Origin of the sequence: Streptomyces klenkii, from assembly GCF_003626645.1 — a bacterium.
GTDB classification, from domain to species: domain Bacteria; phylum Actinomycetota; class Actinomycetes; order Streptomycetales; family Streptomycetaceae; genus Streptomyces; species Streptomyces klenkii.
Map to the genome: position 1 here is coordinate 1 of NZ_RBAM01000020.1, position 24,260 is coordinate 24,260.

Here is a 24,260-nt window from a genome sequence, read left to right on the forward strand (position 1 = left end):
TCGAGGCCGGTCACGGATCCGCCGGAGGACTCCACGGCCGTGGTGAGCTGGCTGACCGAGGTCCCGCTCGCGGGGACCTCCAGCCGGACCGTCATCGAGTACGAGACGCTTGGCGCCGTTGCCATGGGGTTACTTCTTCTTTCTCGGGTTGTGCGGGGACTGTCTCAGGCGCGGACGGCGGCGGCCGTGCGCGTGTGGGGGCGGGCGAGGTTGTCCGGGTGGAGGATCTCCCGGAGCTGCTCCTGGGTGAGGAGGCCCTTGGCCAGGACGAGCTCGTGCACCGCGGCGCCCGTGGTGAGCGCCTCCTGCGCGACGGCGGTGGCCTGCTCGTAGCCGATGTACGGGTTGAGCGCGGTGGCCAGGCCGATCGACTGGCCGACGAGGCGGGCCAGGTGCTCGCGGTTGGCGGTGATGCCGTCGACGCACCGCTCGGCCAGCGTCAGGCAGCCGGCCCGGAGGTGGGTGAGGCTCTTCAGGAGGCTGTGGGCGATGACCGGTTCGAAGGCGTTGAGCTGGAGCTGGCCGCCCTCGGCGGCGAACGTGACGGTCACGTCGTTGCCGATGACCTCGAAGGCGATCTGGTTGACGACCTCGGGGATGACCGGGTTCACCTTGCCGGGCATGATGCTCGAACCCGCCTGGACGGCCGGCAGGTTGATCTCGGCGAGGCCGGCGCGCGGGCCGCAGGAGAGCAGGCGCAGGTCGTTGCAGGTCTTGGAGAGCTTGACGGCGATCCGCTTGAGCACGCCGGAGAGCTGGACGAACGCGCCCATGTCCTGCGTGGCTTCCACCAGGTCGCCGGCGACGGTGACCGGCACGCCGGTGAGCGAGGCGAGGTGGCGGCAGGCGAGCTCCGGGTACGCGGGGTGGGCGTTGAGGCCGGTGCCGATGGCGGTGCCGCCGAGGTTGATCTCGCGCAGCAGCGCGCACGCCTCGGCCAGGCGGGCCCGGTCCTCCTCCAGCATGACGGCGTAGGCCGCGAACTCCTGGCCCAGCGTCATCGGCACGGCGTCCTGGAGCTGGGTGCGGCCCATCTTCAGGACGTCCGCGAACTCCTCCGCCTTGGCGGCGAAGGCCCCGCGCAGCACGTCCATGGCCTCCAGCAGGCGGGCGGCGGCGAGCTGGAGCGAGAGGCGGACCGCGGTCGGGTAGACGTCGTTGGTGCTCTGCCCGGCGTTGACGTCCTCCAGCGGGTGCAGGTGCCGGTACTCGCCCTTGGCGTGGCCGAGGAGCTCCAGCGCCCGGTTCGCGATGACCTCGTTGGCGTTCATGTTGCTGGAGGTGCCGGCGCCGCCCTGGATGACGTCGACGACGAAGTGATCGTGCCACTGCCCGGCCCGGATCTCCTCGCAGGCGTCCACGATCGCGCCGGCCTTGCGGTCGTCGAGCAGGCCCAGGTCGCGGTTGGCGAGGGCGGCGGCCTGCTTGACGGAGGCGAGGGCGGTGACGAGGTCGGGGTAGGCGGCGATGGGCGTCCCGGTGATGGGGAAGTTCTCCACGGCGCGCAGGGTGTGGACGCCGTAGTACGCGGCGGCGGGGACGTCGCGGTCGCCGAGGAGGTCGTGCTCGGTGCGGGAGGGGCCGGGGACGGAGGCCGACATGGGTGGTCCGATCGGGTGCGGTGGGGGGAAAGGCGTGGGGGAGGGGGATGCTCAGGCGGCGGCCGGGGCGGCGATGAGGCCGCGCAGCGCGCTCGTCCGCTCGTCCGTGCCGGCGGCGGTGAGCGCGGCGCTGAGGACGGCGATACGGGCCTGGCCGGCGCGGAGCGTGCCGGTCAGGACGGCGCCGGCGGCGGCGAGGTCCACGGCGCCGCCATGGGTGTAGATCTCGGCGACCGGGCCGGACGGGACGCGGGTGGTGAGGGCGACGAGCACGCCGCGGGCGACCGCCGCCTCGACGGCCGCGACGACCTCGGGGGTCGCGTTGCCCGCGCCGGTCGCGACCAGGACGACGCCCTGGGCGCCCGCCTCGACGGCGGCGTTGAACAGCAGCGGGTCCCCGTCGCAGTGGTGCATGACCATGTCGATGCGGGGGAGGTCCTCGCCGGCGGCCGGGAGGGGGAGCGGCGCCGGACGCTCGGGACGCCCGTGGACGACGAGGCGGCCGTCCTTGACGTCCGCGACGGGGTTGCCGGAGGGGTCGGCGAACGCGTCGGCCGCCAGGGTCTGCACCTTGATCGTGCCGCGGGCGGCGTGTATCCGGCCGTCGAAGGCGACCAGGACGCCGTGGCCGCGCAGCGCGGCCGAGCCCGCCGCCAGCAGTGCGTCGTGGAGGTTGCGCGGGCCGTCGCCGTCGGCGGCCTCCAGCGGGAGCTGGGCGCCGGTGAAGACGACCGGGCGGGGGTCGTCGTGGTGGAGGTCGAGCAGGAAGGCCGACTCCTCCAGGGTGTCCGTGCCGTGCGTGACGACGATGCCGTCGACGGCCGGGTCGGCCAGCACCTCGTGCACGGTCCGCAGCAGGGCGAGCTGGTCGCGGGTGGTCAGGCGGGCGCTGTTCACGCTCATCAGGTCGACGACCCGCACCGAGACGCCCTCGGGCACCGCGGCCGTGGCCAGGACGTCGCCGCCCCGCGCGTCCGCGGCGAAGCCGGAGCCCTGCCAGCGGCTGGCGATCGTTCCGCCGGTGCTGATGACGACGACCTGTCCCACGTGTGCCCGCCCTTCTCAAGATCAATACGGCCGTCCACGGGGGCGTGTCGGCCGGGCAGGGGAAGAATAAGACGAATCGCGCGCAATTGGTTCGCTGATATGAGCGGGTGCGGCCCGTTTGTGTGGTGGATAATTGCGCCGTGGACAGCATCGACAGAAATATCTTGCGCGAGCTCCAGGACGACGGCCGCCTGACCATCCAGGAGCTCGCCCACCGCGTCGGCCTGACCCCCTCCCCGTGCATGCGCCGCGTCCGCCAGCTGGAGCAGGACGGAGTGATCCAGGGCTACCGGGCGGTCATCGACCCCGAGGCCGTCGGCCGGAGCTTCGAGGTCCTCGTCTCCATCGAGGTCAAGCGCGACCGCGAAGCGGTGGAGGCCTTCGAGGCGGCCCTCCAGGACATCCCCGACGTCATCGAGGCCTACCGCCTCTTCGGCAGCCCCGGCTGCCTGCTCCGCATCGCGGTCGCCGACCTCGCCGCGTACGAGCGGCTGTGGATCGAGAGGCTCACCACGCTGTCGGGCATCACCGAGGTGAACTCGCAGATCATCATGAAGCGCGTGAAGGAGCCCAAGGGGCTGCCGGTCGGGGCGTGAGCCTCCTGCTCAGCCGACCGTCACCTACGAGCCGACCGTCACCTTCACGATCCGGCCCGACGCCTCCACGACGAACAGCGTGTGCCCTGCGTCGTAGCTGCCGAAGCCGCGCGGGACGCGGACGCTGGTGGGCATGCGCAGGCCGGTCACCAGAGTGCAGGAGCGGCCGGTGACGGGGTCGACCCGGATGAGCTCGCCGTCGCGGAAGGACGCGACGACCAGGCTGCCGTTGAACTCGGTGAGGTCGTCGAGGAACTTGCCGTCGAGCAGGTTCGAGCTGAGCCGGGTGACCGTCGTGTGCCGCGCCGGGTCCTTCAGGGGGACGCGGACGACACGGGACGAGGCGTCCAGGAGGACGCTCGCGTACAGCTGGTCGCCGACGATCTCCAGGCCGTTGGTGCCGAAGACGTTCGCGCTCCGCGTCCACTCCTCGTCCTTCGTCCCGTCGGGACGGAACTTGAGGATGCCCGTGGCCAGCTCGCGGCTGACGTAGAGGTTGCCCTCCGTGTCGACGGCCAGGCCGTTGATGCCGGACAGCCCGCTCACGACCTTCTCCGGCTCCGGCGCGGCGGCGGTGGGGTCGAAGCGCACGATGCCGCCGGCCGGCTTCAGCGGGTTGACGCCGTAGTTGACGTACATCATCCCGTCCGGGCCGCGCCGGATGCCGCCGGGTCCGCTCAGGGGAAAGCTCGCCTTGAGCGTGCCGTCGGGGGCGTACCCCTCGACCCGGTGCTGCGTGACGTGCGAGACCCAGAGCGTGCCCCGGCCGTCGAACTCCAGGTTCTCCCGCCAGTCGAGCAGCGGTATGCCGCCCTTGTGGAAGACCGACACGCTCGTCCGTTCCGCGCAGGCGCCGAGCGACTCGGCGGTCCGTGCGCCGGCCGCCGCCGCGGGTAAAGCGGTGCCGCCCACCGCGAGCGCGGCCGCCAGGCCTGCCGCGAAGAGGGCTCTGCGGACACGTGTCATCGCCATGCCTGTCTCCTCCACCGTCGTCCCATTCGTCAACTCACGGCATCTGTGCCGCACTTGCCCGGAACCCTAGAGAAACCGGGCAGTAACTTTCAATAGCCGTCGGATCTGCGGGCGGCGAGGCGTTAAAGAGTCGTAAAGATTGCCGGAACCAGGCAATGTGCGCCGCCTCTATCTGCTGACACGATGCCGCCGTCCAGCGAGGTTGTCGGTCAGGCGGGCGAGGTGCTCATGGGATTGTTTCTCGGTCTCGGCATCGGGGGGATCGCGCTGCTGATCCTCTCCCTGGTGCTCGACGGGGTGCTGGAGGGCGCTCTCGGCGGTGCCCTGGGCGGGCTGTTCGACGGGTGGCTGTCGCTCCCGGTGGTCGCGGGCTTCGTCTCGATGCTCGGTTTCACAGGGGCGATCGTGCTCGGGTCCACCGGACTCGGCGCGGGAGCGGCGGCCGCCGCGGGGGCCGTCGCGGGCACGGGCGCCGGCTGGCTGACGTACCGCTTCAGCCGGGCCCTCCTGCGCGGCGGCAGCCCCGCCGCCCCCACGAAGGACGACCTCGTCGGGGTCGCCGGCACCGTGGTGACCGCGATCCCGGCCGGCGGCTACGGCGAGGTGCTGCTCCGCCTGGCCGGTCAGCCGGTCAAGTGCGCCGCCACGGCGGACGGGCCGCTGGCCCGGGGCGCCGAGGTGTGGGTCACCGCCGCCCCCTCGTCCACGGCGGTGAACGTGCGCGCGGTCGAGCGCTGACCGTCCCCACCACTTCCGTGCCTGTACGGGCTTCCCCGCCCGTACGGCCTTCCCTACCAGTACGACCTGCCGTCCCCCGGGAGGCAGGAGAGGAGATTCTCCATGAGCCCAGTCGTCACCGCGGTCGTAGGAGTGGTGGTGCTCCTCGTCCTCCTCGCACTGGTCGTCGTCACCCGCTACAAGGTCGCCGGCCCCAGCGAGGCGTTCATCATCACCGGCCGGCGCGGGAAGAAGTCCACGGACCCGCAGACCGGGCAGGTGTTCACCGACAACAGCGGCCAGAAGGTCGTGGTCGGCGGCGGGGTGTTCGTCGTCCCGTTCGTCCAGCAGCGGTACGTGCTCGACCTCTCCAGCCGGCACATCCCCGTCGCCGTCCGCGGCGCGGTCACCCTGCGCGGCATCAAGGCCCACCTGGAGGGCGTCGCGATCGTCAAGGTCGGGGGCACCGAGGATGCCATCCGCGCCGCGGCGCAGCGCTTCCTCCAGCAGCAGGGCGGCATCGTCGGCTTCACCCAGGAAGTGCTCTCGGGCGCCCTGCGGTCCATCGTCGGCCGCATGTCCGTCGAGGACATCATCCGTGACCGCGCCGCGTTCGCCGGGCAGGTCGCGGAGGAGGCCGAGGCCAGCCTGTCCGGGCAGGGGCTCGTCCTCGACGCCTTCCAGATCCAGGACATCACCACCGAGGGCAGCTATCTGGAGGACCTGGGCCGGCCCGAGGCCGCCCGGGCCATGCAGGAGGCCGACATCGCCGAGGCCAACGCCCGCCAGGCGGCCGAACAGGCCCGGCTGAAGGCCGAAGAAGAGATCGCCGTCGCGCAGCGGACCCTGTACCTGCGGCAGGCGGAGATCAAGGCCGAGACCGATGCGGCCGCCGCCCAGGCCAACGCCGCCGGCCCGCTGGCCGAGGCCGACCGCCAGCAGCAGATCCTGGTCGAGCAGGAGAAGGTCGCCGAGCGCCAGGCCGCCCTGACCGACCGCCAGCTCGACACGCAGGTCCGCAAGCCCGCCGACGCCAAGCGGTACGAGGCGGAGCAGGAGGCCGAGGCCAAGCGCGTCGCCCGCGTCAAGCAGGCGGAGGCCGAGCGGCTGGCGGCGATCGCCGCGGCCGAGGCCGTGGCCGTCGAGGGCGCCAAGCGGGGCGAGGCCGAGCGCGCCCGGCGCGTCGCCATCGCGGACGCCGTCCGCCAGGAGGGCGAGGCGGAGGCCGCGGCCATCGCCGCCAAGGGCACCGCCGAGGCCGAGGCGATGAACAAGAAGGCCGACGCCTTCGAGCGCTACGGCGACGCCGCCGTCCTCCAGATGCTCGTCGAGGTGCTGCCCCAGGTCGTCGGCAAGGCCGCCGAACCGCTCAGCGCCATCGACAAGCTGACCGTCATCTCCACCGACGGCGCCGGCAAGCTGCCCCGTACCGTCGCCGACAACGTCGCCCAGGGCATGGAGCTCATCGGCTCCACGACGGGCGTCGACCTGACCCGGCTCCTGAAGGGCCTCACCGCGGACAAGACGGGCGGGACGGGCGAGCCCGTACGGGACGCCGGAGCGGCCCCGTCGAACGGCAGGATCCCGGTCACCGACTGACGTCAGGACCTGGCCGGCCAGTCCAGGAGCCGGGCCCCGATCACGGCGGTCTGGAGCGTGTAGCGCTGCGCGGGGTCGGCCGGGTCGCAGCCGGTCAGCACGTGGATGCGCCGGAGCCGGTAGGTCAGGGCCCGCACGCTGAGCGACAGCGTGCGGGCCGCCTCCGCGGACACGCACCCCGCGTCGAAGTAGGCGGTCAGCGTCTCCAGCAGCGGCACGGCCCCGCCGCGCGCCCTGCGCAACGGCCCCAGCGTCGTGTGCACCAGATCCGCCAGCGCCTGGCGGTCCCGGGCCAGCACCGGGAAGACCAGCAGGTCGGAAGCCTTCAGCACGGGCTCGTCGAAGCCCATCCGCGCGGCCAGCTCCAGGGTCGAGAGGGCCTCCTCGTACGAGTGCGCGACGCCCCCGCCGCCGCCCTTGGCCCTCCCGATGGCTATCCGGCCGCCCGCGGGCACCGTCGCGTACGCCTGCTTGGCGAAGTACGTCAGCACGTCGGTCTGGTCGCCGGGGGCTATGCAGATGATCCGGCCGTCCTTCGTCGCGATGAGGATGTTCCGGCTGCCGAACCGGCCGACCAGCGCCGCGGCCACCTGCCGCGTCACCGCGTGGAAGTCGTCGTACGGCTCCGCGCCCTCGGCCACGGCCACCGCGTACGCGTGGGAGAGCAGTAGCCCGAACCGCTCGGCGCGCTCCGCCAGCCGCCCGAGGTGGCTGCGGCCGTGCAGCAGGTCGTCGACGAACTCCCGCCGGTCCGCCTCCTCCTGCCGCGCGGCCAGCCGCTGGGCCCGCTCGTACCCCTCCGCGAACGCGTCGATCGCCTGCTCCGCGGCGCCGAGCACACGGTCGGCGTCAGCGGGGGAGGTGCGCCCCGCGGGCCAGTGCCGGCGCGTGGCCGCGAGGTGGGCGGCCACGCAGGAACGCAGCGACAGCCCGGCCTCCGCCGCCTGCTCGCCGCTCGCGCGCCGCGCGCCGATCTGCGACCGGTCCGGGCGCCGACCCGTGCCGGCCGCATCGGTCAGGATCTTCTCGTACCCGTCCAGGTACGACTCCGGCCCGGTCCTCGCCTCCACGCGCAATCTCCCCTTAGGCGTCCTTTTGCCTCCCATTTACGCATAGGGCGCCTCCGGGCCGGGAGCGGGGCAGGACCGGGCCGGGGCGTGGCCGGGCGGCTGAGGCCCGGCTAGGTCAGGGCGTGACCGTACGCGGCTGCCAGTCCGGTCAGCTCCGGATCGCCGAAGGTCTTGCGCAGACCGGTGAACGTCTCGGCCTTGTCGTCGCCCCAGCGCCGGGCCTGGGCGGCGTACGTGCCGGCGGCGACGAAGCGCGGGGGCGAGGTCTTGCTGTGGAACTTGTCCGCGTACATCACGAGCTTCTCCTCCCGCGTGACCGGCAGGTAGTCGGCGGGCGGCAGGGGGAGCCGCCGGTGCAGCACGTCGTGCCGGGTCAGGCCCATGCCCACGTGGCAGGAGCAGAACCGGCAGATCTCCTCGGGCAGCCCCTCGGCCCTCAGGAGCTCGTGCCCCAGCACGCCGTGCCGGACGTAGTGGGCGAGGTCGGGCTTTCCCGTGGCGTCGTAGAGGCGGTAGACGCCGATGTCGTGCAGGAGACAGCCGGCGCGCACCAGGTCGCGGTCGATGCCGTCGGGGGAGGCGTCCAGGACCTGTTCGGCAATCTTCCAGACGATCTCGCAGTGGGTGAGGACCAGTTCCAGTGCCTCGGGGGACGGTGCGTGCCGCTCGTGCAGGGCGCGGATGTCTTCCGTGGACGGAATGCTCATCCCGCCAGGGTAGCCACGCCGGGAGCGGGGCCGGCGGTCACGGATCGGCCGGAAGGCCCCTTCCGGGGGCTCGTGGAGGTGAAGGGTGCTGACGGGGCGTTGTGCGGGGAGCCGCGCGCGGTACGGGTGGCGCTGCCGGCGCTGAACCGGGTCGCCGGCGGACTTGGAGCGGGTGTGCGATGAGAGGCTTCAGCTTCAGGTGGCGGGCATGGGCCGGCGTCGCCGTCGCGGCCGTCACGGTGGCGGCGTCCGCGGGCCCCGCGGCGGCCGGCAAGGGCGACGGGCCGGGCGTGGGCGCGGGCATTGCGGCGATCATGAAGAAGCACCGGTACGCGCACGCCCGGTGGGGCCTGCTGGAGGTCGACGAGAAGGGCCGCACGCTGCGTTCGGGGAACGCGGGCGAGTTCTTCATCCCCGGTTCCGCGGCCAAGCTGTTCAGCGTCTCCGGCACGTGGCGGACCATCGGCGGCGGCCACCGCTTCACCACGCCGGTGCTGGCGGCCGGCCACCGGCACGGCGCGGAGCTGGACGGCCGCCTGGTGCTCGTCGCGCAGGGCGACCTCAGCCTCGGCGGCCGCACGGGGCCGCGCGGGACGCTCGAATACACCGACATCGACCACACCTACGCCAACGACGTGCCCGGCGCGACCCTGACGCCGCAGAACCCGCTGGCGGGAATCGACGAACTGGCCCGCCAGGTGCGGCGGTCCGGCATCACCGGCGTCCGCGGGGACGTCGTCGTCGACTCCCGGCTCTTCACCTCGTCCCCCGGCCTGGACCCCGCCCCCACCCCGCTGATCGTCAACGACAACGTCATCGACCTGCTGACCACCGCGACGTCGGCCGGCCGCCCCGCGCGGCTCACCTGGCGCCCGCACGTCGCCCCGTACCGCGTCGAGTCGCACGTGCGGACCGTCCGGCGGGGCGGCACCACGGACATCGACGTCACCGCCTCGCCCGACGGCACCAGCATCACTCTCACCGGGACGATCGCCGCCGGCGCGAAGCCCGTGCTGCGCGTGTCCCAGGTGCGCGACCCCGACGCCTTCGGGCGGACGGCCCTCATCGAGGCGCTCGGCCGCGCGGGCGTCACCGTCCACGCGCCCGCGACCGGGCCCAACCCGTCCGGCCTGCTGCGGGAGCAGCCCGTACGGGGGCAGCGCGTCGCGGCGTACGTGTCCCCGCCGTACGCGGAGTACGCCAAGGTCATCCTCAAGGTGAGCCACAACCTCGGGGCCAACCTGGGCATCTGCCTGATGGCCGTGCACGCCGGCGGCCACCGCTGCGACGACGGGTTCGGGCCGCTGACCGCCTTCGTCCGCAAGGCGGGGGTGGACCCGCGGCAGGTGCAGCTCCTGGACGGCCGCGGCGGCAACCCGGTGGACCGGATCACCCCGGCCGCGTTCTCCCGGCTGCTGAGGTACTGGGAGCGCACCCCCGAGGCGGCGCGCTTCCGGCGGGCCCTGCCGGTCCTGGGCGTGGACGGCTCCCTCGCCGGCTCCTGCACCCGCGCGGCGTCCTGCCCGGCCCACGGCAAGGTCTTCGCCAAGCCCGGCACGGTCGCGGGCTACGACGCCGTCAACGACCGGCTGGCCGTCGGCGCCCAGACCCTGGCCGGTTACCTGGACGCCGGGCACGGCGGCCGCCACACCTTCTTCATCGGCGTCAACGGGGCGTCCGCGCCCGGCATCGAGGGCGTCCTGGCCATCGGCGAAGACCTCAACCGGATCGCGGCCCTCCTTCAGGAACGGGCAGCCGGCACGGCCCGGTGACGCGTCGCAGTGACGCGTCACCGGGCCGGGGCGTTATGCCGAGACGTGTTACGCCGGGACGTTATGCCGAGAAGTGGCGCCGGGACGTCACAAAGCGGCTGTCATTCCGCCGTCGCAGCGGAAGGCGGAACCGGTGAGGTAACCCGCCCGGTCCGAGCACAAGAAGGCCGCCAGTTCCCCCATCTCCTCCGGTGTGCCGTACCTGCCGACCGGGATGAGGCTCTCCGCGCCCTCGCGGACCTGATCGGCGGTGACACCCCGGTCACGCGCCCGCACCGCATCGACCGCCTGCACGCGCGGGGTGTCGATACGGCCGGGAATGATCGAATTCACCGTGATCCCGTCCGGGGCGAGCGCGTTCGCCAGCAGCTTCATGTACGAATTCACTGCGGAGCGCACCACGGAGGAGACGGCGAGCTCGTGGATGGGCACGATCACCGAGCTCGAAGAGACGTACAGCAGCCTGCCCCACTGCTTCTTCCGCATGCTGCCGACGACCGATTCGACAACCTGCTGTAGCGACAGGAACATCGAGCTGTACGCCTGCGAAAAGTCATCCGCCGTCGCCGTGTCGACCTTCCCGGGCCGGTACCCCGGACCGTTGAGCACGACGATGTCGAATTCCTTCCCGTGCTGCCGCAGCGTGTCCGCAATTCCTTCCGGGCGGGAGAGGTCGAGACCGATCCCGGAGACGCTCGCCGCGCCGGCCGGAACCGTGATGGTCTCCGCTGTCCGGTCGGCCTTTTCCGGATCGCGGCTCGCAAGCGTCACGGCCGCCCCGTGCGCCGCGAGACTCCGCGCGATCCCCAGGCCGATGCCCGATGTTCCGCCCAGCACCAGGGCCGTCGTCTTACGCACCGACCTTTTCCTTTCGATTGGCGGCGGTGGTGAACAGGTGAAGCGCCAGGAGCGCCACCGCGAACCCGATGAATATCAGCACGATGGCGCTGAACCCGGTGATGACCACGCTGTCGAAAACTAGCAGCAGCACGCCGGTGAAGAACATTTTGATGGCACCCTGTACCGCACTGGCCGCGCCGCGGGCCGTCTCCACCGTGGTCATGCTCAGGGTCAGGGTCAGCGGAGCGATCATGCCGGAGATGAAGCCCAGCGCAACCGAGAACAGGCCGATCTTCACCAGGCTGCTGTCCAGGTCCGAGAACGCCGAGACGCCGAATACCACCAGGTAGGCCACGAGGCCCCGGATGTAGGTGTCCTTCGGCGACCAGCTGATCCAGCTGTTGCAGAACGACCCGCAGATGATGGACACCGCGTACAGGATGTAGAACAGGCTGTTGCCCACCGGGCTGACCCCCAGGGCGTCGAACGCGAAGGGTGCCGTCGCGTAGAACGCGATGGTGAAGGAGAAGATCAGCGCGGAGGCAATGCTGTACGACGTGAAGTTGACGTTCTTGAGGACGGTCGTATAGGCCTGCACCTTGCCCGTCGGCCCCTGATTGCGTGCTGATGCCGGATGGGTCTCCGGCATCAGCGAAGCAATCATGATCAGCCCGGCGACGACCGCCGCGGCGAAGAACAAGAACTGCAAGTGCCAGCCGAAGTGGATGCCGATGAAGCTGCCGATCAGGGGAGCCACGGCCGGCGACAGCTGACTTGCCATCGAAAAGTAGGAAAACGCCTTGCGTAGCTTTCCGGGCTCTTGCAGTGTGTCGACGATCAACGCCCGGGATATCACGGTGCACGAGGCGGTACCCAGCGCGGTCAGCACGCGGGAGATGTCCAGAGCGACGATGCTGTGGGCGGTGTATCCCACGAACAGACCCACCGCCGCGACACCGAGCCCCGTCGCCAGGGCGATCTTGCGGCCCTTGACATCGGAGAAACTACCGTAGAAGAACTGTGCCAGACCGAGGACGATCATGTAGAACACGATGAGGTTCTTCATGGTGCCCTGGCCGACCGCCAAGTCCTTCTGGATGGTCGGCAGAGACGGGTTGAAAAAATCTACTGCCATCAAGCCGATGACAACACTGAAAAAAGCGAAGAAGAGTACGCGCACTTCGTTGCTCGTAAACTTCGACTTCGCACCAGACATCTCCGCCGCCTACCTCGTTGGTTTTGCCGTACGTATCTCAGGTCCGTGCCGGGCGGGCCGTACTATCCATTGCTCCCGCTTCTCGACCGGGCGAAGGCCTTCAGGTTCTCCCGGTATGACTGCGCCGGGGTGCCGGCATCGCGGTCGACGATGACGTGCAGGACGTGGACACCGTCACTGTCCTTGATCTTCTCCGCCACGGCGTCCAGCTCGTCGACTGACGTCACCCGGAAGCCCTCCGCCCCGACGGACTCGGCGAACTTCACCCAGTCGTGATCCGGCAGGACGCTCAACTCCGGCAGGTTCTGCCTGTTGTTCATGCGCGTCGCGCCGTAGCTCGCGTTGTCGAAGATTGCGAAGATGATGTTCCGGCGGTACCGGACGGCGGTCTGGATCTCTATGCCGTTCATCAGGGCGCAGCCGTCACCCGAGATGACGAGACCAGGCTCTTCCCGGGCGAACGACACGCCGATGCCGGCGCCGAAGGCCCAGCCCATCACTCCCATGTTGGTGCTGGAGTAGAAGCCGGCGTCGATGTGCGTCGTCCAGTAGTGCGTGGCGAAGGACCGGTGGTTGCCCATGTCCGCAACGCACCAACGGTCGTTCAGCCACTTGTTCAGCGCCACCACCGCACGCGCGGGGTGCATCGTTTCGGTGTCTTCGGGAATGTCCTCCCACAGCGGCGTGCGCTCAGCACGTTCCCGCAGGGCCGCGTTCCCGGCGAATGCTTTGCCGTCCAGGGAGGCCTCCCACCGCTCCAGGAACAGCCGCTCATCGCACAGCAGGGTCCGGGAGCCCGGAGCGAAGTTGCCGATGTCCTCGACCGAAGACGTCACTTCGATGACGTTCCGCGCACTGGAGAGCCCGGCGTCGTAAGCGCTGGTGTTGAACTGCGTGGGACGGCAGCCCAGGAACAGCACCGTTTCGGGAGTCTGCTGGGTAAAGAGTTCGGTCGCCCTCAGGTTGGCCGAGTACCCGAACACGCCGACATTGTTCGGGTGGCTCTCGGTGAAGGCTCCCTTGGCGTCCACGGTGGAGCCCACGAGAATGTCGTGGGATTCGGACAGCCGGGTCAGCAGGTTCCGCACATCCCGCTTGTTGGCGTGCGACCCCACCAGCACGGAGACACTCGCCGAGGCGTTGATCGTAGCGAGCACGCGATCGAGGTCCTGCTCGTCGCACATTGTGCGCGAGGCCGACAACGAGCGGGTACTGACAGCCGATTCCGTGCTGTCCGCGGCCAGCACGTCCGCGGCGTAGGACAGGTACACGGGGCGCGTCGGGCATTCGACGAGCTTCTTCAGCGTGCGGTTCCAGTACCGGATCGGGTGCTCATCGCTCCGCACCTGTAGCGACGAACTCGTCACCGGTTCCAGCACGGCCGCCATGTCGATGCCCGTCGGCGTCACGTCCTGGAGCGCGTCATGGGCGTCGAAGCCCCTGGGGATGTGTCCCGACAGCAGGATGACGGGCGACCGGTCCGCAGCCGCGTTGATCAGTATTCCGACGCTGTTGGCCACACCCGGGCCGTCCAGGGCCATCACCACGCCGGGCCGCTCCGCGGCTCTGGCGTAGCCGTCGGCCATCGCCGTCGCACCGCCTTCGTTGGCGGCGATCACCGGTGCGATCCGGGGATTGCCCTCGCGGTCGGCATCGCGGTAGTTCGACATGAACGCATTGATCATCTTCCCCGGGACCATAAAGAATGTCGAAACACCCTCGTCCCGAAGGGAATCCAGGATCACGCGCGCTACGTTCGGCATCAGTGAGAATCCTCTTCCACGATGTCGGACAGACCGCGGTACCCGAGACCGTCGGAGAAGACGGGCTTGCCGCAGGACTCCTCGATCAGTTCGCGGGTGATGTTGGGGAGGTCGGCGAAGAAGTTGCTCGCCTTGTGGCTGGTGTAGTCCGAGATGTGCAGCTTCTTCGTCAGCCGGGCGCGCAGGTACTTCAGGTAGTCCTGGGTGACTGCGTCACCGACGGAGAGCGTCCACTGAAGAGCGAGGCGCGACACGTCGGAATCGATCTGCGGGTGGGTTCCGCGGTGCACGGCGCGGTAGTCGAAGATCACCAGGTCGCCGGCCTTGCTCGTGATCGTGTTTTCCGGCGTGTATGCGTGGTTGCTGACGATCTCTTCGCGCTCCTCCCGGGAGCGCAGGGGGCTCGACTGGACGATGTCCATGCCCCCGCCGTGGACGGTGTCATTGTCCTGAAGGAAGATGTTGAACATCAGGATCGCGGGGAAGTCGCCGGACTTGTTGACGGGCTTCGACAACATGCGGTCATCGATGTGCCAGCCGATGAGCAGGGCCTTCCGGACGGTGAAGTTCGGGTACAGCAGCAGCGGGCCGACCTTGTTGCTGAGACCTTCCACCATGTCGTCGAACTTCTCGGAGAAGAGGGCGTTCTTCAGCTCGGGGCTCTCCAGGAAGAGGCTCGGCGGCATGGTGCCGTCACCGCGCGAAAGAATGTCCTCCGACACGGTGCGCAGGCGCTGAACGGTCTCCGGATCGAGGTAGTTCTCGATCACGCAGTAACCCTGTTCGGCAAGAGTGTCGAAGTGCTTGGCCTCGAATACCATTCTCAATCCTTAATCGATACTCTGCGATTACGCTGCTTCGACGGGGTGTTCCAGTACGTCCAGGCCGGAGACCTCCGCGCGAATGGTGTCGCCCGGGGAGACCACCGCGGCTCCGGGAGTTCCGGTCGAAATCACGGTTCCGGCCGGGAGCGTGCGGCCGGCCGAGAAGTACTCGATCAGCCGGCCGATGCTGTACTTCATGTTGCTGACGGTGTTGCTCGCGACGATCTCGTCGTTCCGGTATGTGGTGATGCGGATGTCCTTGAGGTCCTCGAACTGCTCCTGGTCCCGCAGGATCAAGGACGGGCCGATGCTCGCGAAGGTGTCGAAGCCCTTGCTCCACGCGATGTACCGGAGGTTCTGCCGGAGGGCGCCCTCATCCGTCATGTCGAGGCTGGTGGTGAACCCGAGCACGTAGTCGAACGCGTCCTCGGCGGAGACGTTCTTGCACGTCTTCCCCAGCACGACGCCCAGCTCCGCCTCGGCGGTGACACGGGAGGACTGCCGCGGAATCCTGATGGCGTCGCCGTTGGCGATCACACAGGTGTAAGGGCGGTTGTACGAGCCCGGGAAATCGTCCTGGGTGGCTTCCAGGTCCTTCGCGTGAGCCAGGAAGTTGAGCCCCGCGCCCCAGATCTGAGGGATGGAGGAGAGCATCAGGGAGTCCCCGAGAGAGACGCGTCCGATGTCGATGCCGTCGTGACCCGCGGCGCGGTGCTCGCGGAACGCGTCGACCAGGAGGGGCATCTTCTCCAGCGAGATGAGCTGAGCGAGATCGATCGGCAACGGCTCGTTCAGCGTGCTCGCCAGCCGGCGGACGGAAGCCTTGTAGCCGTCGTGATCCTCGAGGACGACGTCCTGCTGCTGATCGACTACGTGCGGGTAAACCTTCACGTTCACTGTGCTACTCCGTCTCGAAAAGGGACTTCGCGATGGCTTCGATGTCGGTGCCCGACAGGTCCCGCTGATAGGCCGTCGGCTTCACCGCTTCCATCAGCTGCGTGGGGCTGAGCGAGTACTTTTCGGCCGCGGCGGTGATGGCGGGGAAGTTCTTGGAGTGCAGCCCGTACAGCGCGCCGAGAACCTGGAGCTCGCGGTCGGACTTGATCGTCTCCAGCCGGGAGACGCAGTGCTCGCTGGTGCGGGCGAGCGCGTCCGTGTTGTAGATGCGCTTGCCTTCCTGTACCTCCAGCACCCCGGCCATGTGCTCCAGCACGGCGTTGCCGGCATCCCGGCCGAGCCCCGCCAGCGTGCAGTCCACGATCGAGGCGCCGTTGTTCATGGCGGCCAGGGAGTTGGCGTTGGCCAGCCCCAGGTTGTTGTGCCCGTGGAAGCCCAGCGGCGTCTTCAGCTGACGCGATGCCTCGCCGAAGAGCTGTGCCGTGCGCTCGGGCAGGAACTGCCCCACCGAGTCGACGAAATACAGGCCGTCGAGGTCGCAGGAGTTCTCGATCCGGGTGGCGATCTCCACGGCCTTTTCGGTGTCGTAGACATGGGACTTCATCAAGTTGACGAAGACCGTCAGGCCGAGCTCCTTGGCGCGGGCGACGTGGTCGTACACATTCTCGTACGACGTCATGTCGGAGCCGATGCGGGTGTACTTCATGCCGGCGTCGGCCAGCGGCTCCAGATCCGCGGGGTAGGTGTAGTCCGCCACCGCGAACATGCCCCAGTTGCGGTCTTCGGGCAGGAGTCGCGACGCGATCCCGCACCACTCCAGATCGGTGATGTTTGATTCGGCGATCGTGTTGCCCCGGATGCCCAGGCCATGACCGACTTCAATCCATTCCACACCCGCCGAACTGATCTCGGTGAGCAGGGTTTCGATCGTCTTCATATCGAACTGGAAATTTACGGAGTAAGCACCGTCACGTACGGTGCAGTCCATGATGGTGTGCTGGTTCGGCTGCGGGAGCGGTGTGCGCCTCTGGTTCATTGGCATGACTCTCTGCTTGTTGGTTACCCATGGGCAGCGCGATAGCGCGCGCCGCATGGGCACGGAACATGGGAGAGGCCGTTATGGCGGATCACTGAAATCGGCCTCGGCGGCTATGAAGATGCTCGGCAGAAGGGCAGCCCGATATGACCGTGCTGATACAGGACGGTTCTCAAAAGGGCGAATCAACGGGCGGCAACGCGAAAACGTTGCGCGGTGATGTTTATGCCGATGGCGAAGTCGGGTGAGAAGGTGGGCGCATGGGCCGCTTCGACGTTCGCAGACATGGATCTTCAGGCATGCTCACGGCAGTCTTCCCCCTGACTGTCACGGCTGTCCAAGTGCACTGACCGTATGGGCTCGCCCCCATGCGGAAGCGGCCTCGGTGATCACTCAAGCAACATACCTGTGTACCCCGCAACTACCGTCGGATTTTTTGAAACGCTCTTTACGCGCTTTGCGATCCGATGAGGCGCTGCCGGTCAGCCCTCGATGTGCTGTCTGTCCGCCGCCATCCGATTTCGTCAAGGGCATCCCGGTGGCGGGGGTTTCGGCCGCCGTGATGTGAGCGCAGTGGGCTGACTGGCCGTCATATGGCGGGATTTTGTGAACCGGCGGTGCGACGTTTGCAGTGGCAGCGTCCGGCAGTGTCCCGGCAGCGTCCGACGGTGCCCTGATGCCGGCAGCGCCGTAGGCAGAGCCGTTGCCTAGCATGGCGCGATGGACATCTCCCGCCTTCCCGCAGACGCACGGCAGCGACGCAGCGCGGAGATCCGCGCGTTCCTGCGCTCGCGACGGGCCCGGCTGTCGCCGGAGGACGTGGGCATGGCCGCGGGCAGCGGCGGGCGGCGTACGCCGGGGCTGCGCCGGGAGGAGGTGGCGGTGCTCGCCGGGGTCGGCGTCTCCTGGTACACGTGGCTCGAACAAGGCCGTGAGATCAACGTGTCGGGGGACGTCCTGGACGCCGTCGCGCGAGTGCTGCGGCTCGGCGCCGCCGAGCGCGAGCACCTGTATGTGCTGGCCGGGCTCAACCCGCCGCAGGCGCCCTCCGTGGACCGGGAGGTCCCGTCCGGGCTTCAGCGCGTGATCGACGGCTGGCTGCCGCGCCCCGCCTACGTCATCGACCGGCACTGGACGTTCGCCGCCGTCAACCGGGCCGCCCGGCTGGTGTTCGGGTACGGCGAGACGGACCACAGCTGTCTGGTGAGCTTCTTCACCAACGCCCGCCACCGCGCGTCGCTGTGCCACTGGGAGGACGCGGCGCGGGAGATCGCCGGCCGGTTCCGCGCCGACGCGGCCCGTTACCCGGACGACCCGGAGTTCAGCCGGATCGCCTCCGACCTGTGCGCGGCGAGCCCCGCCTTCGCCGGGATCTGGGCCGAACACCCCGTCGGCAGCGGCACGTCCCACGGCCTCAAGACCCTCGACCACCCGGAGGCGGGCGAGCTGGTCTTCGAGTACACCACGCTGCCGCTCGCCGACCTGCCCGGTCACCGGCTGCTGCTGTACACCCCGGCACCGGGTGCCGCCACCGAGGAGCGGCTGGCCGCGCTGCTCGGCGTACCGGAGCCGGTCGCCGGCTGAGGGTCGCGCCGGCTGAGGGCTGCACCGTCCGAGGGCCGCGCCGTCCGAGGGTGGTGGTGGCAGACCCAGGTTCGACCGGCACTGCCAGGCCCGGACGCCCGCGCCGAGGATCGTCGGCATGAAGCGATTCACGAACAAGACGGTCCTGATCACCGGCGGCACCAGCGGCATGGGGTTCGCCACCGCGCGCAGGCTCCTCGACGAGGGCGCCTACGTCGTCATCACCGGGCGCGACCGGGCACGCCTGGACGCCGCCGTGGCCCGGCTCGGCGCCGCCCCCGGGCGTGTCCTCGCGGTGCGGGCGGACGTGGCCTCCCGGGCGGACCTCCAGTACCTGATGCGGGAGACCGAGACCTGGCGCGGCGGACTCGACGTGGTCTTCGCCAACGCGGGCACCGGGATCTTCAAGCCGAGTGCCGAACTGACCGAGGAGGACGTCGACCGCACGATCGACGTCAACTTCAAGGGCGTCTTCCACACGATCCACACGGCGCTGCCGCTGCTGCGGGACGGCGGCGCGGTCGTCATCAACGCGTCCTGGACCCTGTACCGGGGACTGGCCGTCGCCTCCGTCTACTCCGCCACCAAGGCCGCCGTGCACAACCTCGCCCGCACCCTGGGCGCGGGCCTCGCCCCCCGCGGGATCAGGGTCAACTCCGTGAGCCCCGGCTACATCGACACGGAGATGTACCGGGATGCCAACCCCGGTCCGGACGCCGAGGCCCGCAACGCCGCCGAGGTGCCCCTCGGCAGTCTCGGCCATCCCGACGACGTCGCGGCGGCCGTGGCCTTCCTGGCGTCCGACGACGCCTCGTACATCACCGGCCAGGACCTCGTCGTCGACGGCGGTCTCGTCGGCTGCGTCCCCGCGGCATGACGGGGCGTACGAGGGCGCGTACGACAGGGCGTGCGACGGTGCGTATGACAGGGCGTACAACGCGACATACGACGGAACAGACGACGGAACAGACGACGGAACGTGCAACGGTGCGTCCCTCGGTGGCGCACCCCCGCGCGAGCGGGCCCGGACGGCAATCCCGGCCCGCCGTCGCCCTGTTCGCCGTTCTCCTGGCGATGCTGGTCCTCCCGACCTCGGTGACCGGGTCGGGCGTGGCGCTCCCGCACATCGGACGGGACACGGGCGCGCCGCCGGACGCGTTGCAGTGGGTGATGCACGGCTACAACCTGGCCTTCGCGAGCCTCCTCCTCGCCTGCGGCTCGCTGGCCGACCGCTTCGGCCGGCGCCGCGTGTTCGCCGCGGGCGGGGTGCTGTTCGCGGCGGCGTCGCTGGCGAGCGCCCTGGCGGACGGCATCGTGCTGCTGGACGTGGCGCGCGGCGCGGCCGGCGCCGGTGCGGCCGCTCTGCTGACCGGCGGCAGTTCCCTGCTGGCCGCGGCCTTCGACGGCGCCGCGCGTACGCGGGTGTTCGCCGCCGTGGGCATCGTGACGGGCGGCGGGCTCGCCCTGGGGGCCATGGCGGCGGGTGCGCTGGCGGACGCCCTGGGGTGGCGGTCGTTCTTCGGGCTGCACGCGGCGCTGATGTTGCTGGTCCTGTGCGCCGTGCCGTTCCTGCCCGAGTCGCGCGGCGCGTCGGCGGCGCGGGTGGACCGGATGGGGACCGTGCTGTTCATCGCCGCCCTCTTCCTGCTCATGCTCGGCACGGTCGAGGGGCCGCGGTGGGGCTGGGGCAGTGCCGGGGTACTGGGGCTGCTCGCCGGATCGGGGCTGCTGATGGGGCTGTTCGTCCTGGTGGAGCGGCGCGTCCGGCACCCGATGCTGGACCTGGGGCTGCTGCGCAACAAGGGGTTCATGGCGCTGTGCCTGATACCCGTGGTGGTTTCGTTCTCGTTCGTGGTCCTGCTCCCGCTGCTGCCGGAGTACCTCGTGGTCGCGCACCGCTCCTCCAGCCGGGCGGCGGGCGCCACGATGCTGCTGATGACGCTGCCGATCCTGGTCACCCCGCTGCTGGCCGGCCGGCTGATCCGGTGGGGGATGCCCATGCGGACCGTGCTCGGGCTCAGCCTGGTGTGCCTGACCGCGGGCGTCGCGTGGCTCGCCGCCGTCCTGCGGCCGGACGCGGGCCCGGCGGAGCTCGCCGGCCCGCTGCTCGTGCTCGGGGCCGGGCTCGGGCTCAACTTCGGCCTGGTGGACGGCGCGGTCCTGACCGTCGTCGCGCCCGGGGCCACCGGAACGGCGGCGGGCTTCCTCAACACGCTGCGGCTGGGCAGCGAGGCCGTCGTCATCGCCGCGGCCGGCGCGGCACTGGCCGGCATGACGCGCGACCGGCTGAGCGGCGTCCCGGAGCGGTTCCCCGGCTACGGCGGGACGGCCGGCGACCTGGCCGGCAGCGTGACCGCGGGAGACCTCGCCGGCCCGCTCTCCGCACTGCCGGCCGGGGCCCGGGAGGAGTTCGCCGGCCTCGTCTCCCACGGACTCACCGGTGCCTGGCAGGCGGTCCTGTGGGCGAGCGCGGCGGTCTGCGCGGCCCTGTCCGTGGCGATCGCCGCCATGCTCCCGCGCGGGCGGGGCAGTTCGGGAGGCACCGATTCGGACGCACGTACGCCGTGATGGTCTGATACGCCTACGCACGCACAGCGCGTCAGCCGTCACGAGACGGTGCGACAAGGGGGGATCCGGCCGTGAACAACGCCAGCACCGTCATCGGGATCGTGATCGTCGCTCTGGTGATACGCAGGCAACTGCGCACCCGGCCCGTGCACGGCAAGGGCGGTGTGGTGCTGCTCGGGTTCCTCGGTGCGATGGGGGTGCTCGCGTTCGCCTTCGGGGTGGCCTCCGTGGTGAAGGAGCACGCGCTGGGCGCCGCCACCATCGCGCTCGTGGCCACCTGCTTCCTCGTCGCGGCCGGGTTCGGCGTGGTGCGGGCCCGCACGGTCAAGGTGTGGCGGGCGCCCGAGGGACAGCTGCTGCGCAAGGGGGTGCCGGCCACCACTGCCCTGTGGCTCGTGTCCATCGCGGTGCACATCGGCCTCGACAAGTGGATCGACCACACCACGCGGACCGGCCTGCTCGGGGCCTCGACGGTCTACCTGTACCTGGCGGTGACGCTCGCCGTGCAGGACTTCCTGGTACGGCGCCGGGCCGCGTCCGTGGCCTGACGGCGCGGCGCCGCCTCGGGGGAGACGATGCCGCCCGCCGGGCTGACGCCGCAGGTCCTGTGCGGGGCCGGTCACGGTCCCGCTGACCGGCCGGCGCCGGCCGCGGCGCCGCAGACGTCGCGCAGCCGGGTCTCCTCCGCGATGACGTCGCCGAGGCGCCGGACGCCCTCGCGGATGCGCTCCGGCGGCGGGTAGCAGAACGACAGGCGCATGTGGGCGCGCCCGCCGCCGTCGGCGAAGAAGCCCGTGCCGGGTACGTAGGCGACGCGTGCGGCGACGGCCCGCGGCAGCATGGCCTTGGCGTCCAGGCCTTCCGGCAGGGTGGCCCACACGAAGAAGCCGCCGGCCGGGGCCGTCCAGGTCACGCCCAGGGGCATGTACGCGGCGAGGGCGTCCAGCATCGCGTCGCGCCGCTCGCGGTACATCTCCCGGAAGGCCTTGATCTGGTCCTGCCACGGCTGGGTGCGCAGGTAGCGGTCGACGGCGAGCTGGGTGAACGGCGACTGGGACAGGATCGCCGACTCGGCCGCGAGCACCAGCTTGTCCCGTACGGCCGCGGGCGCGAGGGCCCAGCCGACGCGCAGCCCCGGCGCGAACGTCTTGGAGAACGAGCCCAGGTAGACCACGTCGTGCCCGCGGGCCGCATCCGCGCGCAGCGCGCGCACCGGCTCGCCGTCGTAGCGCAGCAGCCCGTACGGGTTGTCCTCCAGGACCAGCACTCCGGCGCGCCGGCAGACGTCGAGGACACGGGGCCGCCGCGCGGCCGACAGCGTCACGCCGGCCGGGTTCTGGAACGTGGGCACCGTGTAGAAGAGCTTGGGGGCGCGGCCTTCGGCGCGCAGCCGGGCGAGGACGGCGGACAGCGCCTCGGGGATGACGCCCTCGCCGTCCATGGGCACGTGCGCGATCCGGGCCTGGTACGCGGCGAAGGTGTTGATGGCCGTCACGTAGGTGGGCGCTTCGGTGACCACCGTGTCGCCCGGGTCGAGGAAGATCCTGGCGACCAGGTCCAGGGCCTGCTGCGAGCCGCTGGTGACCACGACGTCGTCGGGGCGGGCGGCGATGCCCTCCAGGGCCATGACGTCGCAGATGCTCTCCCGTAACGACGCGACGCCCTGCGCGGACCCGTACTGGAGCGCGACCGCCCCCTCGCGCAGCACGAGATCGGCTGTCACGGCGCTGACGGTCTCCAGCGGCAGCGCCGAGACGTTGGGCATCCCGCCCGCCAGCGACACCACTTCGGGCCGGGCGGCGACCGCGAACAGGGCCCGCACCTCGGAGGCGATCATCCCGCTCGTGCGGGCGGCGAAACGGCCGCGCCACGGATCGGGCACGGGGAGTCTCCCCGGACGTCCCCCGGGCGGACCTGACGGGACGTCGGACTGCGTGTGCATCGGCCGTGCTCCTCACCGTGACCTCGGAACGGACCCCGAGGGTAGTGAGCGCGACGGCCGCCGTTTCCGGCCCTTCACCCGTCCGGGTGAAGGGCCGGGGGTGCGGGGTGCGGGCGGCTACTTCGGCGGAGCCACCGGCACGGACGCCCGCACGTGGTGCAGGTGCACCACGACGTCGAAGGCGCGGCCCAGCGCGAGCGACGGAGCCGGGTCGTTGGGGTAGCGGCCGGGGATGACGAACGTGGGGCGCGCCGTGGTCAGCCAGCCGTTGACGACCGGGTCGCGGCCGGCGGCCCGCAGGTCCACGTAGAAGTCGCGGTGGCGCACCTTGTCGAGGGTGTACTCGTTGCTGCCGGGCGCCGCCGGGCCGACGCTGTACGTCCCTTCCCCGCCCGTCGCCGTCCGGGCGCGGTAGTCGCCGCCGTAGAGGGAGGTGCCGACGGCGAGGTACTTGCGGCCGGCGAGCTCGCGCAGGTCCGCGCCCATCGTGACGGGGTAGGCCTCGGGCATCACGGTCTCGTAGCAGACGTGCCCGTCGTGGGCCGAGACCGCGATCCGCTCGCCGGTCTGCCGCTGCCACCACACGGCCGTCTCGGCCATGGTCCGGTCGCGCAGGCGGCTCGCCGCCTTCGCCTGCGCCGGGTCGCTCCAGTCGACGGTGTACTCCGCGGCCATGTGCGCGATCACCCGGGCCTCCTGGAGCACCCAGGCGTCCTGCTTCCCGGCCCCGGCGAGCAACTGGTAGGCGGCGTCCGCGTCCTTCGCCATCGTCTTGCGCTCGGCGATCGGCAGGGCGTTGTACGCCGCCATGCGCGCGGCGACCCCGGTGGGCAGGGCGCGCAGCGCGGCGTAGTGGCGGCGCAGACCGGGGGCGAGGGCGGGTTCGTTGTGCTCGGCCCAGGTGAGGATGCGCTCGTACTGCTCGGGGTCGGCGTCGGAGTAGTCCAGGCCCACGACCCGGACCTGGTGCCCGCCGCCGCGGTTGTGCTCGCGCATCCAGCTGAACAGGTGGGCGAGTTCCTCGGTGTTCAGGAGGGAGTACCCGTCCTGGAACTCGTCCCGCATGATCTGCCGGACGTCGCCCTCGCCGGTGCTCAGGTACGTGTTCAGGCGGGTGGCCGCCGACCAGCTGATCTCCATGGCGTACGCGGAGAAGCCCTCGTGCTCGGCAAGCTGCCGGAACAACCGCTCCTTGACGGTGAACACTTCCCGCGAACCGTGCGAGGCCTCGCCGAGGCCGACGATGTCCGCGCCCCGGGTCAGCTGCCCGAACGCCCGCAGGTCCGCGGTGGACCCGCCCGGCTCGGCGCTGCGCAGGGGATGGGCGTACCGCTCCAGACCGGCCACGACAGCGCGGTCGTTGTCGGCGGCCGGGGCGGGCCGGTTCCCGGCCGCCGGCGTGACCGCCGACGCGCCACCTGTGGCCGGGCCCAGAAGGGCCGTCAGGGCGAGCGCCGCGGTCACGGCCGGTGCGAGTGCGAGGGAACGCCGTCGTGATATGTGTGCCAT

At 70.6% G+C, this 24,260-nt stretch carries 21 protein-coding genes; 8 read left to right on the forward strand and 13 right to left on the reverse strand.

Annotated elements, in window-relative coordinates:
* Positions 1 to 164: 164 nt before the first annotated feature.
* Together aspA and D7231_RS30665 are read right to left on the reverse strand one after the other, a co-directional pair.
* Positions 165 to 1,601, reverse strand: coding sequence for an aspartate ammonia-lyase (gene aspA, locus D7231_RS30660; RefSeq protein WP_120758882.1), 1,437 nt, complete (start codon positions 1,599 to 1,601; stop codon positions 165 to 167).
* A 51-nt stretch (positions 1,602 to 1,652) separates the two neighbouring features.
* The gene (locus D7231_RS30665; RefSeq protein WP_120758883.1) at positions 1,653 to 2,648 is read right to left on the reverse strand and encodes an asparaginase; all 996 of its coding nucleotides are present in this window, start codon (positions 2,646 to 2,648) and stop codon (positions 1,653 to 1,655) included.
* 140 nt (positions 2,649 to 2,788) lie between these two features.
* Between D7231_RS30665 and D7231_RS30670 the strand changes: the two genes are divergently transcribed.
* On the forward strand, positions 2,789 to 3,244 hold the full coding sequence (locus D7231_RS30670) for an Lrp/AsnC family transcriptional regulator (protein WP_120758884.1): 456 nt from the start codon (positions 2,789 to 2,791) through the stop codon (positions 3,242 to 3,244).
* A gap of 24 nt (positions 3,245 to 3,268) precedes the next feature.
* Here D7231_RS30670 and D7231_RS30675 read toward each other — a convergent pair whose 3' ends face one another.
* On the reverse strand, positions 3,269 to 4,216 hold the full coding sequence (locus tag D7231_RS30675; RefSeq protein WP_120758885.1) for an NHL repeat-containing protein: 948 nt from the start codon (positions 4,214 to 4,216) through the stop codon (positions 3,269 to 3,271).
* A gap of 228 nt (positions 4,217 to 4,444) precedes the next feature.
* Between D7231_RS30675 and D7231_RS30680 the strand changes: the two genes are divergently transcribed.
* Together D7231_RS30680 and D7231_RS30685 are read left to right on the forward strand one after the other, a co-directional pair.
* Entirely contained in the window at positions 4,445 to 4,954 is a 510-nt protein-coding gene (locus D7231_RS30680; protein ID WP_120758971.1) for a TOBE domain-containing protein, read from the forward strand.
* Positions 4,955 to 5,056: 102 nt separating this feature from the next.
* Positions 5,057 to 6,532, forward strand: a complete 1,476-nt coding sequence (locus D7231_RS30685; RefSeq protein WP_120758886.1) for a flotillin family protein — start codon at positions 5,057 to 5,059, stop codon at positions 6,530 to 6,532.
* Between the two features lie 2 nt (positions 6,533 to 6,534).
* On the opposite strand, the gene D7231_RS30690 is transcribed toward D7231_RS30685, so the two are convergent.
* Together D7231_RS30690 and D7231_RS30695 are read right to left on the reverse strand one after the other, a co-directional pair.
* Entirely contained in the window at positions 6,535 to 7,602 is a 1,068-nt protein-coding gene (locus D7231_RS30690; RefSeq protein ID WP_242000005.1) for a PucR family transcriptional regulator, read from the reverse strand.
* A 110-nt stretch (positions 7,603 to 7,712) separates the two neighbouring features.
* Entirely contained in the window at positions 7,713 to 8,309 is a 597-nt protein-coding gene (locus D7231_RS30695; RefSeq protein WP_120758888.1) for an HD domain-containing protein, read from the reverse strand.
* Between the two features lie 179 nt (positions 8,310 to 8,488).
* On the opposite strand from D7231_RS30695, the gene dacB reads away from it, so the two are divergent.
* On the forward strand, positions 8,489 to 10,081 hold the full coding sequence (dacB, locus tag D7231_RS30700; protein WP_120758889.1) for a D-alanyl-D-alanine carboxypeptidase/D-alanyl-D-alanine endopeptidase: 1,593 nt from the start codon (positions 8,489 to 8,491) through the stop codon (positions 10,079 to 10,081).
* Positions 10,082 to 10,168: 87 nt separating this feature from the next.
* On the opposite strand, the gene D7231_RS30705 is transcribed toward dacB, so the two are convergent.
* The 6 genes from D7231_RS30705 to D7231_RS30730 form a co-directional block, all read right to left on the reverse strand.
* A complete protein-coding gene (locus D7231_RS30705) occupies positions 10,169 to 10,918 on the reverse strand; it encodes an SDR family oxidoreductase (RefSeq protein ID WP_158673838.1) in 750 nt (249 codons plus the stop codon).
* 13 nt (positions 10,919 to 10,931) lie between these two features.
* Positions 10,932 to 12,101 (reverse strand): MFS transporter, encoded by a 1,170-nt coding sequence (locus D7231_RS30710; protein WP_158673839.1) that lies wholly within the window; start codon positions 12,099 to 12,101, stop codon positions 10,932 to 10,934.
* Positions 12,102 to 12,199: 98 nt separating this feature from the next.
* Complete coding sequence (locus D7231_RS30715; protein WP_120758892.1) at positions 12,200 to 13,900, reverse strand: thiamine pyrophosphate-binding protein; 1,701 nt, start codon at positions 13,898 to 13,900, stop codon at positions 12,200 to 12,202.
* Positions 13,900 to 14,721, reverse strand: a complete 822-nt coding sequence (locus D7231_RS30720) for a phytanoyl-CoA dioxygenase family protein (protein ID WP_120758893.1) — start codon at positions 14,719 to 14,721, stop codon at positions 13,900 to 13,902. Before D7231_RS30720 ends, D7231_RS30715 begins: the two co-directional genes overlap by 1 nt.
* A 27-nt stretch (positions 14,722 to 14,748) precedes the next feature.
* Positions 14,749 to 15,621, reverse strand: coding sequence for a fumarylacetoacetate hydrolase family protein (locus tag D7231_RS30725; RefSeq protein WP_120758894.1), 873 nt, complete (start codon positions 15,619 to 15,621; stop codon positions 14,749 to 14,751).
* 4 nt (positions 15,622 to 15,625) lie between these two features.
* Positions 15,626 to 16,663 (reverse strand): beta/alpha barrel domain-containing protein, encoded by a 1,038-nt coding sequence (locus D7231_RS30730; protein WP_158673840.1) that lies wholly within the window; start codon positions 16,661 to 16,663, stop codon positions 15,626 to 15,628.
* 714 nt (positions 16,664 to 17,377) lie between these two features.
* Here D7231_RS30730 and D7231_RS30735 point away from each other — a divergent pair.
* The 4 genes from D7231_RS30735 (at position 17,378) to D7231_RS30750 (ending at position 21,357) form a co-directional block, all read left to right on the forward strand.
* A complete protein-coding gene (locus D7231_RS30735; protein ID WP_120758896.1) occupies positions 17,378 to 18,241 on the forward strand; it encodes a helix-turn-helix transcriptional regulator in 864 nt (287 codons plus the stop codon).
* A 118-nt stretch (positions 18,242 to 18,359) separates the two neighbouring features.
* Positions 18,360 to 19,118 (forward strand): SDR family NAD(P)-dependent oxidoreductase, encoded by a 759-nt coding sequence (locus D7231_RS30740; RefSeq protein ID WP_120758897.1) that lies wholly within the window; start codon positions 18,360 to 18,362, stop codon positions 19,116 to 19,118.
* A 122-nt stretch (positions 19,119 to 19,240) separates the two neighbouring features.
* Entirely contained in the window at positions 19,241 to 20,809 is a 1,569-nt protein-coding gene (locus D7231_RS30745; protein ID WP_158673841.1) for an MFS transporter, read from the forward strand.
* A gap of 71 nt (positions 20,810 to 20,880) precedes the next feature.
* A complete protein-coding gene (locus tag D7231_RS30750; RefSeq protein WP_120758899.1) occupies positions 20,881 to 21,357 on the forward strand; it encodes a hypothetical protein in 477 nt (158 codons plus the stop codon).
* A 71-nt stretch (positions 21,358 to 21,428) separates the two neighbouring features.
* On the opposite strand, the gene D7231_RS30755 is transcribed toward D7231_RS30750, so the two are convergent.
* Entirely contained in the window at positions 21,429 to 22,691 is a 1,263-nt protein-coding gene (locus tag D7231_RS30755) for an aminotransferase-like domain-containing protein (RefSeq protein ID WP_242000006.1), read from the reverse strand.
* Between the two features lie 177 nt (positions 22,692 to 22,868).
* Positions 22,869 to 24,260, reverse strand: coding sequence for an erythromycin esterase family protein (locus D7231_RS30760; RefSeq protein WP_158673842.1), 1,392 nt, complete (start codon positions 24,258 to 24,260; stop codon positions 22,869 to 22,871).